This is a genomic window from Rhodococcus sp. FG69 (genome assembly GCF_057808915.1).
Map to the genome: position 1 here is coordinate 1 of NZ_JBMDIX010000003.1, position 17,264 is coordinate 17,264.

Genomic DNA, 17,264 nt, shown 5'->3' on the forward strand with positions numbered 1-17,264 from the left:
TCGGAACCTGCCCGCACTGCCACCACAGATTCCCAACCTAACAAAGTACTACTAGGTAACAGTGCAGCCTGTACGGAGGTCGACATGGGCACCGCCTATTCCGCAACGGTCGAGGACACGCTCATCCAGATCGTCACACCGGAAGGTGTGCGTACCGAGCCGACCATGTACAGCGAGCTAGTCGATGACATCGCCGCCGAGCAGTTGCGCGACCTGTACGAGGATTTGGTCGTGGTGCGTCGCATCGACGCCGAAGCGACCGCACTGCAGCGCCAGGGTGAACTCGGACTCTGGGCGCCGCTGCTGGGCCAGGAGGCCGCGCAGGTCGGTTCTGCCAGAGCGCTCGAGCACGACGATTTCGTCTTCGCCAGCTACCGGGAGCACGGCGTCGCGTACTGCCGCGGGGTCGACCCGACGCAGATGCTCCGGTTCTGGCGGGGATCGACGCAATCCGGTTGGAATCCATACGAATACAACATGACGACGCCAGCCATCATCGTCGGCTCCCAGGCTCTGCACGCCACGGGATATGGACTCGGCATGAAGTTCGACGGAGCCGAGGGCGCCGTCATCACCTACTTCGGCGACGGTGCGACGAGTCAGGGAGACATCTCGGAGGCCTTCGGATTTGCGGCGAGCTTCGGAGCGCCGGTGGTGTTCTTCTGTCAGAACAACCAATGGGCGATCTCCGAACCGGTGACGGTGCAGACTCACATCACGATCGCCGAGCGCGGTCGGGGTTTCGGAGTTCCAGCAATGCGAGTGGACGGAAACGACGTTCTTGCCGTACTCGCCGCCACCAGAACTGCACTGGTGAGGGCACGCGAAGGCAGCGGACCCACACTCGTCGAAGCCGTCACATACCGGATGGGACCGCACACCACGTCCGACGACCCGTCGCGGTACCGTCCCGCCGCCCTCGACGAGGAATGGCGGCGCAAGGACCCGATCGACCGTATCGAACGGCTTCTCGAACGTGAGGGTGCCATGGACGAGTCCTTCCGTGAACGCGTCGAGGAACGTGCCGACGCCACCGCAGCAGACCTGCGTCGAGGATGCCTCGGCACCGTGGAGCCGGGCCCGATGTCGCTGTTCGACAATGTCTACGCCGATCCGCATCCCCTGATTACGGAAGAGCGCGAGGCATATGCCGCGTATCTCGCCGGATTCGAAGGAGCCGAAAAGCCATGACCGCCACACTTGCCGCCGCTGCGACACTGGCCGCCGCTGCGGCACTTGCTGCCCCCGTGACGCTCCCGCTCGGCAAGGCTCTCAACGCAGGGCTACGGCGGGCGATGGAAGATGACGCCAAGGTCGTACTACTCGGCGAGGACATCGGCAAACTGGGTGGTGTCTTTCGCATCACCGACGGGTTGCAGAAGGACTTCGGGCCCACCCGCGTCATCGACACCCCACTGGCTGAGTCCGGAATCGTCGGCACCGCAGTCGGACTCGCTTTCCGCGGATACCGGCCGGTGGTCGAAATACAGTTCGACGGCTTCATCTACCCGGCGTTCGACCAGATCGTCTCGCAGGTGGCCAAACTGCACTACCGCACCGGTGGAAGCGTCAAGATGCCCATCACCATTCGTGTTCCGTATGGCGGCGGAATCGGTGCCGTCGAGCATCACTCGGAGTCGCCCGAAGGGTACTTCGCACAGACTGCAGGACTTCGAGTGGTCAGTTGCAGCAACGCCGCCGACGCCAACGTGATGCTGCGGCAGGCGATCGCGTCCGACGATCCGGTTCTGTTCTTCGAACCGAAACGACGCTACTGGCAGAAGGGCGAGGTCGACGTCACTGCTTCGATCGACGGCGCGTACCCGCTGCACAAGGCACGTGTCGTGCGCGCGGGAACCGACGCCACCGTCGTCGCATACGGGCCGCTCGTCGCGACGGCGCTGCAGGCTGCCGACGTCGCGGCAGGGGAGGGGCGTTCACTCGAGGTGATCGATCTGAGGTCGCTGTCGCCATTGGACATGGACACCATCGCGGCGTCGGTGCGTAAGACCGGACGCCTCGTCGTCACGCACGAGGCGGCAACGTTCATGGGGATCGGCGCTGAAATCGCTGCGCGCGTTCAGGACCAGTGTTTCTACAGCCTCGAAGCCCCGGTGCAGCGTGTCGGCGGATTCACCATCCCGTACCCACCGGCAAAGCTGGAGGAGTACTTCCTCCCGGACGCCGACCGGATCCTCGACGCGGTGGACAGGAGTTGTCGGGTATGACCAAGAGCTTTCGGCTACCCGACCTAGGGGAAGGCCTTACCGAGGCGGAATTGATCACCTGGCTCGTCAAGGTCGGGGATACCGTGGAACTGAACCAGGTCATCGCCGAGGTCGAGACCGCAAAAGCCTCCATCGAATTGCCGTCTCCCTATGCGGGCACGGTCACCGCCTTGCATGCGGAGGAAGGCGCGACCGTCGAGGTCGGCACCGCGATCATCGACATCGCCGACGAATCCGATACCGCGGATGAATCAGATGCCGCAGAGCGTGTCCCCGTGCTCGTCGGGTACGGCGTTGTGGGCGAGGGGGCCAGCCGCCGCGGGAACCGAACTGCAACAGCAGCTTCCGATGCTTCGGTAGCAGTGCAGAGTTCGAGGCCGCTGGCGTCGCCTCCGGTCAGGTTCGTCGCCAAGCGGGAAGGGATCGACCTCGCCGAGGTACCTGCGTCGGGCGCTCACGGCGAGGTGACACGCGCGGACATTGCTGCGTTCCTGAGCCGCGTCGAGGAGCCACCGGTCGCGCCTGTCGAAGACAAGAACGAGACACGCACCCCGATCAAAGGCGTCCGCAAGCACACGGCCGCAGCGATGGTGTCGAGTGCGTTCACAGCCCCCCACGTCACCGAGTTCATCACCGTCGACGTGACGCCGAGTGTCGAACTGCTGGAGAAGTTGCGCGCTACCGAGCACTTCCGCGATATTCGACTGACACCGCTCGCACTGGTGGCCAAAGCGCTGCTGGTTGCGCTGCGGGCAAACCCCAGCCTGAACTCGGAGTGGGACGAGAAGAACCAGGAGATCGTGACCAAGGGCTACGTGAATCTCGGTATTGCTGCCGCGACTCCGAGGGGGCTGATGGTCCCGAACATCAAGAATGCGCACAAGCTCGGGTTGAAGGATCTCGCGCACGCGTTGAACGTACTGACCGCGACGGCCAAGGACGGAAACACGGGCCAGGAAGACTTGGCCGACGGGACGATCACGATCACCAATGTCGGCGTGTTCGGTGTCGATTCGGGAACGCCCATCCTGAACCCGGGCGAGGCTGCGATCCTGTGCTTCGGGGCGATTCGTCGACAACCCTGGGAGTTCGAGGGCGAGATCGCGCTGCGTTCGATGACGACTCTGAGCCTGTCGTTCGATCATCGACTCGTCGACGGCGAACAAGGTTCTCGATTCCTGTCCGATATAGCGTCGCTGTTGTCGGACCCGCTGAACTTGGTGGCACTCGCGTGAGCGGAGCGCCAGTAGGTCGAACACTTACGCATCCGACGCGGCCGAAACGGAGCATTCCTCCACTGCTCCCCGTCGTGTTCGTACACTGGCCGACATGACCTCACCGACGAACAAGGCTGCGTTGCCGCTGAGTCTCGTCGAGATGGCCACCCGGCAGGTCCGATCCGAGGTGCTCAGTGGCGCGCTCGAACCCGGGTCCCGCGTGGTCGAAGAGACCCTGTGCGCGCGTTTGGGCATCAGCCGGGCACCGGTACGTGAGGCACTGAGACTGCTGGCGCAGCAGGGTCTGGTCGAGCACCTGCCGCGTCGGGGGTTCCGGGTGACCGTGTGGTCCTCGGCCGATATTCTCCAGCTGTTCGAGCTCCGACAGGTTCTCGAACAGCACGCGATCAGGCGTGCCCTCCCGCTCGATTCTGCACACGGGGATCCGTTCGTCACCGTACGTGCGGCCCTCGACGACATGCGCGACGCAGATGCGCGCGGCGAATCGCTCGAGAAAGACGACGCGCATCGACGCTTCCACGAGGCGATCGTCGCACTGGCGGGGAGCCATCAGCTCGATCTCGCGTACGCGCCCATCCTGCTCAAGCTGCAGCTGCCGATGGCGCGCAACCTGCGTGAAGAAGCGCGTTTGGCCCGGCCGGTCGACGGCATCCGACGCCACGCAGTGCTGCTGGAGGCAGTGGAGTCCAACGATCCGGCGACGGCGTCGGCTGCACTGAAAGAACACGGCGAGCTGACTTACCTACACCTCGAGAGTATTTGCTAACAGAGTCGAAACACGCTATCTACCTGCAGTAACACAAAACTGTCGACAATCGACGGTATGACTGGTCCAGTAGCAGGCCCGAGCATCTCCGAGCTTCTCGCGTCGTACCGAGATGACACGGCGACCCCGACGGACACCGTCGGCAGCCTCGCCGACGCCATCGAATCACGCGGCGACGATGGCACCTGGATCACTGTGCTGGGACGAGACGATCTACTACGCGCGGCCGCCGAACTGGAAGCGCGCCCCGGAGCCGTGGAGCTGCCGCTCTACGGAATCCCGTTCGGCGTCAAGGACAGCATCGACGTCGCAGGCTTCCCGACGACGCTCGCCTGCCCCGAGTACGGCTACATCGCAGAGTCGACGGCGCCCGCAGTGCAAGCTCTGCTCGACGCGGGCGCCCTGTTCGTCGGCAAGACCAGTCTCGACCAGTTCGCGACCGGCCTCAACGGAACGCGCACGCCCCACACGATCCCGAGAAGCGTGTACGGCAACGACATGATCTCGGGCGGATCGAGTTCCGGATCGGCATTGGCGGTCGCACTCGGACAGGTTCCGTTCTGCGTCGCCACCGACACCGCGGGGTCCGGTCGAGTTCCCGCTGCACTCAACGGGATTGTCGGATACAAACCCTCACGCGGACTGATCAGCACCGTCGGCCTCGTACCTGCCTGCAAATCACTCGACTGCATCACGTTGATGGCCGCGTCCGTCGCGGACCTCGATCTGGTCTTCGACGTCATCAGCGGCATCGATCCGCGTGACGGCTGGTCCCGAGGTCGAGGGCCGAAGTACGACGGCCGCGACCTCCGGATCGGGCTGCCCGATCCGAGCCAACTCGACTTCTTCGGCGACGACGCCATGGCCCAGGCTCATGTCGCCGCGCGAGAAGGACTGAACAGCAGAGGATTCACCACGACCGCCGTGTCACTCGAGCCGTTTCTCGACGCCGGATCACTGCTCTATCAGGGGCCCTGGGTTGCGGAGCGACTCGTCGAGTTCGACACCTTCCTCGACGAGCGCCCGGATGCGATCGTGCCCGTGGTTCGGGAGATCTTTCTCGGCGGCCGAAAGTACACCGCGGTCGACGCGTTTCGGGCGTTGCAGCACTTGCAGGAGCTGCGCAGTGAGGTGTCGGGAATGTGGGATTCGATGGACGTGATGATCGTCCCGACGATCGGAACCACGTTCACCGTTCCCGAAGTCCAGGCCGATCCCATCGGGTGCAACACCAAGCTGGGGCACTACACCCACTTCGGAAACCTGCTGGATCTCAGCGCCGTCGCTGTCCCCGCCGGGCTCACCGCCGATGGCCGTCCGTTCAGTCTGATGGTGGTCGGACCGGCGCTGTCCGACGATATCGTGCTGGCGGTCGCGGCCCGGTTACTGGGAGAACCGCGCCCCGCAGCAGGCGGGGACACCGTCGACATCATCGTCGCCGGGCATCACCTGGCCGGCGAACGTGCCAACAGTCAGCTGATCGAGCTGGGCGGCGTTCTGGCCGAGGCCACCTCCACCGCGCCGACCTACCGGTTGCTGCGCATCGGCGCGGACGACCCGACACCCGGTCTGATGCGCGTTCGGGCCGGTGGCACTGCACAGGACGTGGAGCGGTGGCGCCTGCCCGCCGCCGCTCTGGCTGTACTCGCGGGCAGAATGCCGGCTGTGCTCGCTCTGGGACGGGTGCATCTGGCCGACGGATCGTCCGCTCTCGGCTATGTCTGCGACGTCGCAGTTCAGACCGGGGCGGCGGACTCTCCCGTCGAAGACATCAGCGAGTTCGGCGGCTGGCGCGCGTACTCCCAGGCGATCAGTACACCGACAGCACAGGAGGTCTCATGAGCGAATCGTATGTATCGGGTGCGTCACCGACGCCGTTCACCGTCCCCGCCGGAAAGACGGCGCTTCTCGTCATCGACATGCAGCGAGACTTCCTGCTGCCAGGAGGTTTCGGAGAGAGTCTCGGCAACGACGTGAACATGCTCCGCAGCGTCATCGAGCCCTTGGCTGCGCTCATCGCGGCGGCGCGGGAGAGCGGCGTCCCGGTGATCCACACCCGGGAGGGACACTTGCCCGACCTCTCCGACTGCCCTCCCGCCAAACTGAACCGAGGCATGCCGTCGCAGCGCATCGGAGATCCTGGTGAGTTCGGGCGCATCTTGATCCGAGGCGAGTACGGGCACGACATCGTAGACGAGCTCGCGCCGATCGACGGCGAAACCGTCATCGACAAGCCGGGCAAGGGCGCCTTCTACGCCACGGAACTGACCGAAGTCCTCGAAGACGCGGGCATCACGACACTCCTCGTCACAGGCGTCACCACCGAGGTGTGCGTGCACACCACCGTTCGCGAAGCCAACGATCGAGGCTACGAGTGCCTCGTCGTATCCGACTGTGTCGGTTCGTATTTCCCGGAGTTTCAGCGGGTCGGCCTCGACATGATCGCAGCGCAGGGCGGAATCTTCGGCTGGACATCGCCGTCGGACGACGTCATCGCCGCACTACGTCAGCTCACTCCATCACCTGCCCTCCACACGAACAGGATCTGACATGACTACCGAAGTGAAGGATTCGACCGCGCCGAGCTCTTTCGTCCTGCCGTGGTGGACGCGAGGGGACACCAACGCCTTCTTCGGCCTCGGGTTCAACATCCTCGTGAACGTACTGACCCTGACGACTCTGAGTATTGCGGTAGTCGGCATACCCGGCGACGACGTGCTCGGTACGTTGCTACCTGCACTCGGCGTGGCGCTGGTGCTCGGCAACCTGTACTACATGATCCTCGCGCGTCGACTGGCCAAGCGCGAGAACCGAACCGACGTCACCGCGCTGCCCTACGGCCCGAGTGTGCCGCACATGTTCATCGTGGTGTTCGTGGTGATGCTGCCGGTGTACCTCAGTACCGGGGATGCGTTGCAGGCGTGGGCCGCCGGTTTGGCGTGGGCGTTCATGATCGGCATCATCGTCATGATCGGTGCATTCGTCGGGCCCTACATTCGTAAGATCACCCCTCGGGCGGCGATGCTCGGCACTCTCGCCGGAATCTCTATCACCTTCATCGCGATGCGGCCCGCCGCGCAGATGTGGGATGCGGCCTGGATCGGATTGCCGGTTCTCGCAATCATACTCGTCGGATTCTTCACCGACGTGAAGCTTCCGGGCAACATCCCTGTCGGTCTCGCTGCACTGCTGGTGGGTACCGCGATCGGATGGATCGGCGGGTACATGTCCGTACCCGATGTGACCGAGGCAGCCAGCAACATCGCGCTCGGCCTACCGGATCTGCGTGTGGATCTGCTTCTCGACGGGCTCGGGAACCTGGCGCCGCTGCTCGCGACCGCTATTCCCCTCGGGGTCTACAACTTCACCGAGGCGATGAGCAACGTCGAAAGCGCCTCTGCCGCAGGGGACAACTACAACCTACGCAGTGTGCTGCTGGCTGACGGTTTGGGTGCAGTCATCGGCTCGGCCTTCGGTTCTCCGTTCCCTCCCGCCGTCTACATCGGCCACCCGGGATGGAAGGACGCGGGCGGCCGCAGCGGGTACTCCCTGGCATCCGGCATAGCGATCGGGCTGATGTGCTTCCTCGGGCTTTTCGGACTGCTTGCCACGCTGCTACCGATACCTGCGATCGTGCCGATCCTGCTGTACATCGGTCTGTTGATCGGCGCCCAGGCATTCCAGGCGGTCCCGCGACTGCACGCGATCGCTGTCGTCGTCGCACTGTTGCCGAACCTTGCCGAATGGGCGGTCGGGCTGATCGACAACGCACTCAGTGCGGCAGGAACTTCCGCGTCGGAAGTCGGCAACGAAGCCCTCGGGCAGGCCGGCGTCGTATACGACGGGTTGAGGACCTTCGGCGAAGGAGCTGTGCTCGCCGGTCTGGTGCTCGGCACGATCGTCACGTTCATTCTGGACAAACGATTCCTCGCCGCGGCAACCGCCAGCGGCGTCGGAGCAGTGCTGTGCTGGATCGGACTCATTCACTCCCATGAAGTCGGATGGGCTGCGAATCCACAAGTAGCACTGGGATATCTGTTCTTCGGCATTGTGTGCCTCGCGTACTCGCAGCTGCCGTCGGCCAAGACCAAACCCGAAGTGGTAGAGGACGACGAGCCGGCGATCGTCGAATAGTCCTTTCACCACGAGCCGGCCTGCCCGTCAACGGGGAGGCCGGCCTTCTGGTCGATATCGCCGTGTGCGCATACGGACAACTACTGTGCGCTCAGCGACAAGTCTTTCGAGGGCGTCACGGGTCAAGCTATGACCTAGGACACACTCGAAAGAAGGTCAGACGTGACATTGCAAGCAGCAGTTCTGTGGGAAGCCGGCCAGCCCTGGGAAATCGAGGACCTCGTTCTCGACGCCCCGAAGTACGGTGAGGTGAAGGTCGAGTTGGCAGCGTCAGGGCTGTGTCACTCGGACGAGCATGTGCGCGACGGCAGCGTTCCGGTCGGCCTGCTCCCGTTCATCGGGGGTCACGAGGGCGCCGGTGTCGTGACCGAGATCGGTCCAGGCGTCAACTCGGTCGCAGTCGGTGACCATGTGGCTCTCGGGTTCATTCCTGCCTGCGGACGCTGCCGGGCCTGCGCGAACGGCCAGTCCAGTATTTGTGATCTCGGCGCGCATCTGCTCGAGGGCTACCAGGTTTCCGACGGCACCGCCCGTCATCACGTGCGTGGCCAGGACGCCGGAATCCAATGCCTACTCGGCACATTCGCGCCACACACCGTCGTCAACGAGGCCTCGTGCGTCAAGATCACCGACGACATCCCTCTCGACAAGGCCGCGTTGGTCGGCTGCGGTGTCACCACCGGATGGGGCTCCGCCGTGTACGCCGCGGGAGTGTCCGCAGGGGAAACCGTCGTGATCCTCGGCATGGGCGGCGTCGGATGTGGCGCTGTTCAGGGCGCGGCGCTCGCCGGTGCCCGCCACGTCGTGGTGGTGGATCCGTCGCCGTTCAAACGCGAGCAGGCCAAGATCTTCGGGGCAACGCACACCGCGGCCTCGATCGACGAGGCGCTACCTCTGGTCAATGATCTGACATGGGGCGCACTCGCTGACAAGGTGCTCATCACTATCGACGTGGCGAGCGGCGCCATCATCGCACCGGCGATGAGTCTGGTCGCGAAGGGTGGGACCTGCGTCAACGTCTCCGTCGGCGACATCACCGCGACCGATGTGTCGCTGTCCCTGTTCGATCTCACGGCTATGCGCAAGACCCTCAAGGGCGCCTGGTTCGGCAACGCCAACATCCGCTTCGACATCCCGCACCTGTTGCGCCTGTACATGGAGGGCCAGCTGAAGCTCGACGAGATGATCACGCGCACATACACACTCGATCAGGTGAACGACGGCTACGAGGCCATGCGCAACGCCGAGAACGTCCGCGGCTTGATCCTGTACTAGAAAGGCCCGAGAAATGACTGCAGTACACGAGGCAACGACGTCTCTGCCCCAGAACACCGCAACGCAGCTTTTCGTCGCCGGCCAGTGGCGTGGCGCATCGGACGGCGGCACGTTCACCGATCTGAACCCTACGACCGGACAGCCGCTCGTCGACATCGCCTCGGCAACGGCGCAGGACGTCGATGCGGCGGTTCGCGCGGCACGCGCTCAGCTCGGTGGCGAATGGGGATCGACGCCCGGCGTCACCCGCGGAAAGCTTCTCAATCGCGTGGCCGACCTCATCGAACGCGACGGTGACCTGCTTGCCCGTCTGGAGGCCCACGACATCGGCAAGCCGGTGGGTCAGCCCGCGATGCTCGATATCCCCAATGCGGCAGCAACTTTCCGGCACTTTGCGGGTTGGGCCGACAAGATCCAGGGCGCGACCATTCCGACGGCCGGGTATTTCGGACAGCCGACGCACTCGTACACCGTTCGCGAGCCGGTCGGTGTCATCGGCGCAATCATCCCGTGGAACACCCCGCTGATGATCGCGGCATGGAAGTTGGCTCCCGCGTTGGCAGCGGGGAACACCCTGGTGGTGAAGCCGCCGGAGGACGCGCCGCTGTCGATACTGCACCTCGCGCGGCTGATCGAGGAGGCAGGTGTTCCCGCAGGCGTCGTCAATGTCGTTCCGGGACTGGGTGAGATCACGGGCGACGCCCTCGTCGGACATCCGGACGTGGACAAGGTCAGCTTCACCGGAAGCCCGCGCGTCGGTCGACTGATCGCCAAGAAGGCAGCCGATACGTTCAAGCGCACCACTCTCGAGCTCGGCGGCAAGTCGCCGCAGATCATCCTCGAGGACGCCGACCTGGAGGCGGCGATCAACGGCACCGCGATGGGGTTGTTCTTCAACCAGGGGCAGGTGTGCGCGGCGGGAACTCGTGTGCTGGTTCATCGTTCGTTGTACTCGAAGGTGGTCGACGGGCTGTCGGCTGCAGCGTCGGCGCAGGTGCTCGGCGATCCGTTCGACCCGGCGACGACGATGGGCGCTCTGGTCAACGCCAAGCAGCGCGATTCGGTTCTCGGATACATCCAGGCCGGGCGCGACGGTGGCGCACGCGTCGCGGCCGGTGGCGGACGTCCCGATCGTGACGGCTTCTTCGTCGAGCCGACGATCTTCGCCGACGCGCACAACGACATGAAGATCGCCCAGGAGGAGATTTTCGGTCCCGTCGGTACTGTCATCCCGTTCGACACTCCCGAAGAGGCGATCACCATCGCCAACGCGACGGATTACGGACTGGCAGCGAGTATCTGGACACGTGACGTCTCACGCGCGCACTTACTGGCGGCGCAGGTCCGCTCCGGGGCCGTGTGGGTCAACGGATGGGCAGCCATCGATCCCGCACTCCCGTGGGGCGGTATGAAGACCAGCGGCACCGGCCGCGAACTCGGCTGGGCAGGCATCGAGGCCAACACCGAGGAGAAGGTCGTCACGATAGTTCTTTGACAAGGTTCGCCACCCGTGCACGCTAGGACGCACGGGTGGCGCGATAGGCGCGCGGCGACAGACCGTACGTGTCCTTGAACTGCTTGGAGAACGACGAGGAATCCACTAGACCGTGACGGGCTGCGATCGCACCGATGCTCTCCGAGAGCAACCGCGAATCCCCGAGGTCGCGGTGGCATCGGTCGAGGCGCCTGGATCTGATCCAGCCGGCCACGGTCCGCCCGTCCGATTCGAACAGCCGCTGCAGGTACCGTGTGGAGACATGGAGGCGTCCGGCGAGGGAAGCCGTGGACAGCGTCGGATCACCCAGATGAGCCTCGATGAGCGACTCCGCCTCGATGAGCAACGTCGACCCTGCTGTTCGACGCGGCGCTTCCTCGTCCAGCGCTGCGCACAGCAGCTCGAGAACCGCGTCGGCGAACATCGGGGTGACGGGTAGGTCGTTCTCGACCAGGTTCTTTCGTAGCCCGGCGAGGAACGGGGACACGGACGCGCCGACGCCCTGGCTGCCGTGAAAGCGCCGGGCTGTCACAGTCGACAATTCCTGCGAGCCGATACGCAGCGTGTCGCGCGGAAGCATGACGACGAACATCGAGAACGCCTCACCGAAGTGGAGGTCGTACGGTTCGCTGGTGTCGTAGACGGCGAAGTCACCCGGAGCGAGAACTGCCTGGCGGTCGCGTTGGGTGACGACTCCGTGTCCGGTGACCTGAAGGCCGACCTTGACGAGGCCAGGGTCGGCGCGTTTGATTGTCGCGCGCGTGCGTCGAACATCTACTTCGCACCCGGCCACCTCGCTCAATTGCAAAGCGCCGAGCGTCGAGGAGCGCAGCCCGCCTTCGAACAACGACGACCCGGTGGAGACGGCGTCGAGCGGCACGAACGCCGTCGAAACGGATTCGCGCCAATGCTCGAAGTCCTCTGCCACCTCAGGTCACCTCACGTGTGCGGTCGATTGTCGATCAAGCGTCGCGCTTTGCCGATGGAACGTTCGAGTGCGGCAGGCGCCACGACGTCGACCTGCACGCTGACCCCGATACGGTCCTTGACCAGCTTCTTCAATGTTGCTGCTGCAACGGGATGGACCTCCGGTGAGGCGCCCGGACGAGCCTCGACGAGTACCGTCAACGAATCCATCCGGCCGGGCCGGGCGAGCACGCACTGAAACTGGGGAGCCAGCGCGGGAACCGTCAGAATCAGCTCTTCGATTTGCGTCGGGAACAGATTCACCCCACGCAGGATGATCATGTCGTCGGTGCGGCCGGTGACCTTCTGCATACGACGCATCGTGCGAGCGGTTCCCGGAAGCAGTCGCGTCAGGTCACGCGTTCGGTAGCGGATGATGGGCATCGCTTCTTTCGACAGCGAGGTGAAGACCAACTCACCCTCCTCGCCGTCGGGAAGAACTTCGCCGGTCACCGGGTCGATGACCTCCGGGTAGAAATGATCCTCCCAGATGTGCAGTCCGTCCTTGGTTTCGACGCATTCCATTGCGACGCCGGGCCCCATGACCTCCGACAGGCCGTAGATGTCGACGGCATCCATGTCGAGGGTCTTCTCGATTTCCTTGCGCATCTCCTCGGTCCACGGCTCGGCACCGAACACCCCGGTCTTCAGCGACGTCTTCGACGGGTCGATGCCCTTCTTGATCATCGCGTCGACGATCGTGAGCATGTACGACGGTGTGACCATGATCGCGTCGGGCTCGAAGTCCTCGATGAGCTGGATCTGGCGTTCGGTCATGCCACCGGACATCGGGATGACGGTGCAGCCCAATCGCTCTGCACCGTAGTGCGCACCGAGCCCACCGGTGAACAACCCGTATCCGTAGGCGACATGCACCTTGTCGGAAGGCTTCACGCCAGCCGCGCGGAGGCTGCGGGCGATCAGATCGGCCCAGTTGCTGATGTCGTTCGCGGTGTAGCCGACGACGGTCGGCCTCCCCGTGGTGCCCGAGGACGCATGGATACGGGAGACCTTGTCCTGGGGCACCGCGAACATCCCGAACGGGTAGTTCTCGCGAAGATCCTTCTTCGCGGTGAACGGGAACTTGGCCAGATCCGAGAGATCTTTCAGGTCGGTTGGATGAACCCCGGCGTCGTCGAACGCTTTTCGGTAGTGCGGCACGTTGTCGTACGCGTGCTTCAGCGACCATTGGAGGCGTTCGAGCTGGAGTGCCGAAATACGATCGCGCGACGCGAATTCGATGTCGGGTGTGTCGGTGGGGGTGGACAGCACACTGGTCATGGTTGCTCTCTTGTGGTCTCAGGCGTCGAAGTCGACGGTGACGGTGTCGCTGAGTGGGAATGTCTGACAGGTGAGGACGAAGCCGGCATCGACCTCGCTGTCCTCGAGCGCGTAGTTGCGACGCATGTCCACATCGCCGCTGGTCACCTTCGCGCGACAGGTGCCACAGACACCACCCTTGCACGCGAAAGGAAGGTCGGATCGAAGCATCTCGGCAGAGTCGAGAATCGACTCGTCCTGCGGGAGTGCGCCTGTGACGCTGCGACCGTCGAGAACGATGGTGACCTCGCTGCTCGGGCCGACGACCCCCGGTTCGCGGTGCTTCTCCTGCGGCGGGGGGATGTCGTCGACATAGAACAATTCGTGGTGGATGCTGCTCGTGGCGACACCGAGGTCGCCGAGGACCTGCTGCGCATCGGTGACCATGCCGAACGGTCCGCACAGCCAGAAGTGGTCTATGTCGGGCGTCGGGATTACGGTGTCGAGGATGTCGCGCAGGCGCGCTGCATCGAGTCTGCCGCTGAACAATTCGACCTCGCGAGGTTCACGAGAGAGAACGTGGATGACGTCGAACCTACTGCCGTACTGGTCTTTCAGGTCTGCGATCTCCTCGGCGAACATTACCGAGCGCGTGCGCCGATTGCCGTACAGCAGCACGACTTCGGCGTCCGGATTGGCCAGCACCGACGCAGCGATGGACAGCATCGGAGTGATTCCGGATCCCGCGGCGATCAATACGTGCCTGCCGCCGGCGGCGGGGTCTGCATGGAAGGTGCCGCTCGGACCCTGGACGTCGATGCGGTCGCCGGCCTTGACCTCGTGGACGAGCCAGGAGGAGAAGAGTCCGTCGCTGACTTCACGCACACCGACCCGAGGACGGGTACCTGCGGGTGCGCAGATGGAGTAGGAACGACGATGTTCGACGCCGTCGACCGTGCGGCTGAGCATCAGGGATTGACCTGGGAGGAAGTCGAATTCGTCGGTCAGGTGCCCGGGTACGTCGAACGTGACGGCGACGGCGTCGTCGCACAGCGATTCGACGTCGGCGACGGTCAGCGTATGGAACGGCTTCTTTCGGTTCGCGGTGACGACAGCGTCGGCGGTGATGGTCATCAGATCTCCTTCACGTGGTCGAAGGGCTCGAAGCAGCTGTCGCACCGGTACTGGGCCTTGCACAGCGTGGCGCCGAATTCCGAGGTCAAGCGTGTGTTCGTCGAACCGCACTGCGGGCAGGTGAGCTGCCGCGGCTTGACGGTCAGGGTCAGGGGAACCGGGCCCGACGCCCGGGCGGGGGCAGGTCCCGGAACGGAGTAGCCGGTCTCGCGCAGTTTGCGCAGGCCCTCCTCGGAGATCCAGTCGGTGCTCCACGCGGGGCTGAGGCTGGTGACGATCTCGACACTGTCGTAGCCGTTGTCGTGCAGCGTGTGTTCGATGTCGTCACGCATCGTCGCCATCGCCGGGCATCCCGAGTACGTCGGAGTGATGGTGACGAGCACGCTGCCGTCCTTACGGACCTCGACGTCACGCAGGACGCCGAGGTCGTCGAGTGTGAGCAGTGGCATCTCGGGGTCCATGACGGTGGCGGCGATCTCGCGCGCCGTTCGTTCCAGTGTGGTCACCAGACTCCCTCCGGATGGGCCCTCGCCACGACCTGCATCTCGGCGATCAGTGGCCCGAATGCTTCGGTGTGAATCCCTCGCCTGCCGCCGCGGCCGCCGATCGTCCCGACGGCCTTGCCGTCCGGCGCTTCCAATTCTGCCGCGTGCAGAACCTGGGCGAGAACGGAATCGAACTCTTCACGCACATCGCGAGGGTCGACGGCGACGCCCACCTGTGCGAGCGCGATCTCTTCGTCGGTGGGGACGAACAGCTCGGACACGTACGGCCAGATCCGCGCGATGGCGTCGTGAACCCGTCGCTTCGATTCCTCGGTTCCGCACCCAAGCGTCACGACCCAGCGGGCCGCGTAATCCCGGTGGTACGTCAGCTCTTTGACGCCCTTGTCCGCGACAGCGGCGAGGACCGGATCACGTGAGGTGCGGAGCCTGGTGAACACGGCCAATCGCCACGTCGAGAACACCAACAGGCGCACCTGCGATTTGGCGAAGTCGCCGTTGTCGAGTTCGGTGAGCCGTACGTTGCGGAAGTTCGCCTCGTCGCGGAAGAACGCGAGGGCGTCCTCCGGCGGTGTGGGTGAGGTGTCGGAGATGCGCGGGACCACTGTGGAGTCCGCGGCCGCAGCGCGCGCCAGCAGCAACCTGGCCTGCCCGAGTAGGTCGAGTCCGACGTTCGCGAGCGCGACTTCCTCTTCGAGTTCCGGTGCGCGAGTGCTCCACTGGGCAAGACGCTGTGAGCTGATCAGCGCATCGTCGCCGAGCATGAGGCAGTATGCGGCAAGGGCTCGAAGGTCGACGTCGTCGGGGACGGTGGTGTCGACGCCGGCAAGTGGGTCGTCGAAGCTCGTCCCGAATGCCCACTGCCCGTGTGTGTCTTCGTTGACGAGGCCGTCGTAGGCGTTGTCGTGATCAGTCATGGGTGTCAGGCCTTACATGTGGGGAACGTTGTCGGGGATCTCGTAGAACGTCGGATGTCGGTACACCTTGTCTCCGCTCGGGGCGAAGAACGGGTCCTTCTCCGAGGGCGAGGACGCGACGATCGAGTTGGACTTCACTACCCAGATGCTGACGCCCTCGTTGCGACGGGTGTAGACGTCGCGTGCGTGACGCAGCGCCATGTGATCGTCGGCTGCGTGCAGTGACCCGACGTGCACGTGATTCAGCCCGCGTTTGCCGCGAAGAAAGACCTCGTAGAGTGGCCAATCCGCTTTGACAGACTCCCTTTTCGGCTCGACGGGGACGTTGTCGGTCGGAACTGCTCCGTGGCCACCCTCGGCAGTGAACTGACTCATGAAACATTCCTTTCGGCAAAAGCGGTCGCGGCCTCGCGGACCCATGCGCCGTCCTCGTGCGCTGCCCGCCGGTTGGCAAGACGTTCGACGTTGGATGCGCCGTTGCCCTTGATCACCTGCATGAACTCGGCCCAGTCGGGCTCGCCGAAGTCGTACGACGTGCGCTCGTCGTTCCACTTCAGGTCCGGATCGGGGAACGTGACTCCGAGTGCTTCGGCCTGCGGGATGGACATGTCGACGAAGCGCTGGCGCAGCTCGTCGTTGGTGTGACGCTTGATGCCCCACTTCATCGATTGCTCGGTGTTGGGGGACTCGTCGTCGGGCGGGCCGAACATCATCAATGCCGGCCACCACCAGCGGTTCACCGATTCCTGCACCATCGCGCGCTGCTCGTCGGTGCCGCGCATCATGGTCGCGAGCAGCTCGTAGCCCTGGCGTTGATGGAAGGACTCTTCCTTGCAGACGCGGATCATCGCACGTGCGTACGGTCCGAAGCTGCTGCGGCACAGGGGCACCTGATTGCAGATCGCGGCGCCGTCGACGAGCCAACCGATGGTGCCGACGTCGGCGTAGGTCAGGGTCGGGTAGTTGAAGATCGAGGAGTACTTCTGTTTGCCCTCGATGAGCTTGTCCGTCAGGTCCGCGCGATCCGCACCCAGGGTCTCGGCGGCCGAGTACAGGTACAGACCGTGACCTGCTTCGTCCTGGACCTTGGCCATCAGGATCGCCTTGCGGCGCAGCGACGGCGCGCGGGTGAGCCAGTTGCCCTCCGGCTGCATACCGATGATCTCGGAGTGCGCGTGCTGGGCGATCTGACGGATGAGGGACTTGCGATAGCCGTCCGGCATCCAGTCCCGCGGCTCGACTCGTTGCTCGGAGGCGATGGTCGCGTCGAAAGTTTCCTGTAGCGGTTCCAGGGTGTTCGACATGGTCATATGTCCTACTTTCATTACCGAATGATCGGTTGGTAACA

The 17,264-nt window shown here is 64.3% G+C and carries 16 protein-coding genes; 9 read left to right on the plus strand and 7 right to left on the minus strand.

Going from position 1 to position 17,264, the window contains the following annotated elements:
- Positions 1 to 84 precede the first annotated feature (84 nt).
- The 9 genes from pdhA (at position 85) to styD (ending at position 11,136) form a co-directional block, all read left to right on the plus strand.
- Positions 85 to 1,191: a pyruvate dehydrogenase (acetyl-transferring) E1 component subunit alpha gene (gene pdhA, locus ACODSO_RS03675; protein ID WP_489035118.1), complete on the plus strand. Its 1,107-nt coding sequence runs from the start codon at positions 85 to 87 to the stop codon at positions 1,189 to 1,191.
- Entirely contained in the window at positions 1,188 to 2,228 is a 1,041-nt protein-coding gene (locus ACODSO_RS03680) for an alpha-ketoacid dehydrogenase subunit beta (protein ID WP_489035119.1), read from the plus strand. Before pdhA ends, ACODSO_RS03680 begins: the two co-directional genes overlap by 4 nt.
- Positions 2,225 to 3,463 (plus strand): dihydrolipoamide acetyltransferase family protein, encoded by a 1,239-nt coding sequence (locus ACODSO_RS03685; RefSeq protein ID WP_489035121.1) that lies wholly within the window; start codon positions 2,225 to 2,227, stop codon positions 3,461 to 3,463. Before ACODSO_RS03680 ends, ACODSO_RS03685 begins: the two co-directional genes overlap by 4 nt.
- Before the next feature lie 94 nt (positions 3,464 to 3,557).
- Positions 3,558 to 4,232, plus strand: coding sequence for a GntR family transcriptional regulator (locus ACODSO_RS03690; protein ID WP_068375012.1), 675 nt, complete (start codon positions 3,558 to 3,560; stop codon positions 4,230 to 4,232).
- Positions 4,233 to 4,289: 57 nt separating this feature from the next.
- Positions 4,290 to 6,074, plus strand: coding sequence for an allophanate hydrolase (gene atzF, locus ACODSO_RS03695; protein WP_489035123.1), 1,785 nt, complete (start codon positions 4,290 to 4,292; stop codon positions 6,072 to 6,074).
- On the plus strand, positions 6,071 to 6,781 hold the full coding sequence (locus ACODSO_RS03700) for a cysteine hydrolase family protein (protein WP_489035124.1): 711 nt from the start codon (positions 6,071 to 6,073) through the stop codon (positions 6,779 to 6,781). Before atzF ends, ACODSO_RS03700 begins: the two co-directional genes overlap by 4 nt.
- 1 nt (position 6,782) lies before the next feature.
- The gene (locus ACODSO_RS03705; RefSeq protein ID WP_489035126.1) at positions 6,783 to 8,366 is read left to right on the plus strand and encodes a SulP family inorganic anion transporter; all 1,584 of its coding nucleotides are present in this window, start codon (positions 6,783 to 6,785) and stop codon (positions 8,364 to 8,366) included.
- A 162-nt stretch (positions 8,367 to 8,528) separates the two neighbouring features.
- Positions 8,529 to 9,641 carry an NDMA-dependent alcohol dehydrogenase gene (locus ACODSO_RS03710; RefSeq protein WP_489035127.1) on the plus strand — a complete coding sequence of 371 codons (1,113 nt, stop codon included), beginning with the start codon at positions 8,529 to 8,531 and terminating at the stop codon, positions 9,639 to 9,641.
- 13 nt (positions 9,642 to 9,654) lie between these two features.
- Positions 9,655 to 11,136: a phenylacetaldehyde dehydrogenase StyD gene (styD, locus tag ACODSO_RS03715; RefSeq protein ID WP_489035129.1), complete on the plus strand. Its 1,482-nt coding sequence runs from the start codon at positions 9,655 to 9,657 to the stop codon at positions 11,134 to 11,136.
- 22 nt (positions 11,137 to 11,158) lie between these two features.
- Here the strand turns inward: styD and ACODSO_RS03720 are convergent, their stop codons facing one another.
- The 7 genes from ACODSO_RS03720 to paaA are packed head-to-tail and all read right to left on the minus strand — an operon-like array spanning position 11,159 to position 17,226.
- Positions 11,159 to 12,064: an AraC-like ligand-binding domain-containing protein gene (locus tag ACODSO_RS03720; protein ID WP_489035130.1), complete on the minus strand. Its 906-nt coding sequence runs from the start codon at positions 12,062 to 12,064 to the stop codon at positions 11,159 to 11,161.
- 11 nt (positions 12,065 to 12,075) lie between these two features.
- Complete coding sequence (gene paaK / locus ACODSO_RS03725; protein ID WP_489035131.1) at positions 12,076 to 13,383, minus strand: phenylacetate--CoA ligase PaaK; 1,308 nt, start codon at positions 13,381 to 13,383, stop codon at positions 12,076 to 12,078.
- Positions 13,384 to 13,401: 18 nt separating this feature from the next.
- The gene (paaE, locus tag ACODSO_RS03730) at positions 13,402 to 14,496 is read right to left on the minus strand and encodes a 1,2-phenylacetyl-CoA epoxidase subunit PaaE (RefSeq protein WP_489035133.1); all 1,095 of its coding nucleotides are present in this window, start codon (positions 14,494 to 14,496) and stop codon (positions 13,402 to 13,404) included.
- Entirely contained in the window at positions 14,496 to 14,957 is a 462-nt protein-coding gene (paaD, locus tag ACODSO_RS03735; RefSeq protein ID WP_489035428.1) for a 1,2-phenylacetyl-CoA epoxidase subunit PaaD, read from the minus strand. Before paaD ends, paaE begins: the two co-directional genes overlap by 1 nt.
- Positions 14,958 to 14,998: 41 nt before the next feature.
- Positions 14,999 to 15,916 carry a 1,2-phenylacetyl-CoA epoxidase subunit PaaC gene (gene paaC, locus ACODSO_RS03740; RefSeq protein WP_489035135.1) on the minus strand — a complete coding sequence of 306 codons (918 nt, stop codon included), beginning with the start codon at positions 15,914 to 15,916 and terminating at the stop codon, positions 14,999 to 15,001.
- Between the two features lie 12 nt (positions 15,917 to 15,928).
- Entirely contained in the window at positions 15,929 to 16,291 is a 363-nt protein-coding gene (paaB, locus tag ACODSO_RS03745) for a 1,2-phenylacetyl-CoA epoxidase subunit PaaB (RefSeq protein ID WP_068375047.1), read from the minus strand.
- On the minus strand, positions 16,288 to 17,226 hold the full coding sequence (gene paaA, locus ACODSO_RS03750) for a 1,2-phenylacetyl-CoA epoxidase subunit PaaA (RefSeq protein ID WP_489035137.1): 939 nt from the start codon (positions 17,224 to 17,226) through the stop codon (positions 16,288 to 16,290). Before paaA ends, paaB begins: the two co-directional genes overlap by 4 nt.
- Between the last annotated feature and the right edge of the window lie 38 nt (positions 17,227 to 17,264).

Coding starts and splice junctions, on each gene's coding strand:
- ACODSO_RS03705 (WP_489035126.1), top strand. CDS start 6,783: ATGACTACCGAAGTGAAGGATTCGACCGCGCCGAGCTCTTTCGTCCTG.
- ACODSO_RS03690 (WP_068375012.1), top strand. CDS start 3,558: ATGACCTCACCGACGAACAAGGCTGCGTTGCCGCTGAGTCTCGTCGAG.
- paaD (WP_489035428.1), bottom strand. CDS start 14,957: ATGGACCCCGAGATGCCACTGCTCACACTCGACGACCTCGGCGTCCTG.
- styD (WP_489035129.1), top strand. CDS start 9,655: ATGACTGCAGTACACGAGGCAACGACGTCTCTGCCCCAGAACACCGCA.
- pdhA (WP_489035118.1), top strand. CDS start 85: ATGGGCACCGCCTATTCCGCAACGGTCGAGGACACGCTCATCCAGATC.
- paaC (WP_489035135.1), bottom strand. CDS start 15,916: ATGACTGATCACGACAACGCCTACGACGGCCTCGTCAACGAAGACACA.
- ACODSO_RS03700 (WP_489035124.1), top strand. CDS start 6,071: ATGAGCGAATCGTATGTATCGGGTGCGTCACCGACGCCGTTCACCGTC.
- paaE (WP_489035133.1), bottom strand. CDS start 14,496: ATGACCATCACCGCCGACGCTGTCGTCACCGCGAACCGAAAGAAGCCG.
- ACODSO_RS03685 (WP_489035121.1), top strand. CDS start 2,225: ATGACCAAGAGCTTTCGGCTACCCGACCTAGGGGAAGGCCTTACCGAG.
- atzF (WP_489035123.1), top strand. CDS start 4,290: ATGACTGGTCCAGTAGCAGGCCCGAGCATCTCCGAGCTTCTCGCGTCG.
- paaB (WP_068375047.1), bottom strand. CDS start 16,291: ATGAGTCAGTTCACTGCCGAGGGTGGCCACGGAGCAGTTCCGACCGAC.
- ACODSO_RS03680 (WP_489035119.1), top strand. CDS start 1,188: ATGACCGCCACACTTGCCGCCGCTGCGACACTGGCCGCCGCTGCGGCA.
- paaA (WP_489035137.1), bottom strand. CDS start 17,226: ATGACCATGTCGAACACCCTGGAACCGCTACAGGAAACTTTCGACGCG.
- paaK (WP_489035131.1), bottom strand. CDS start 13,383: ATGACCAGTGTGCTGTCCACCCCCACCGACACACCCGACATCGAATTC.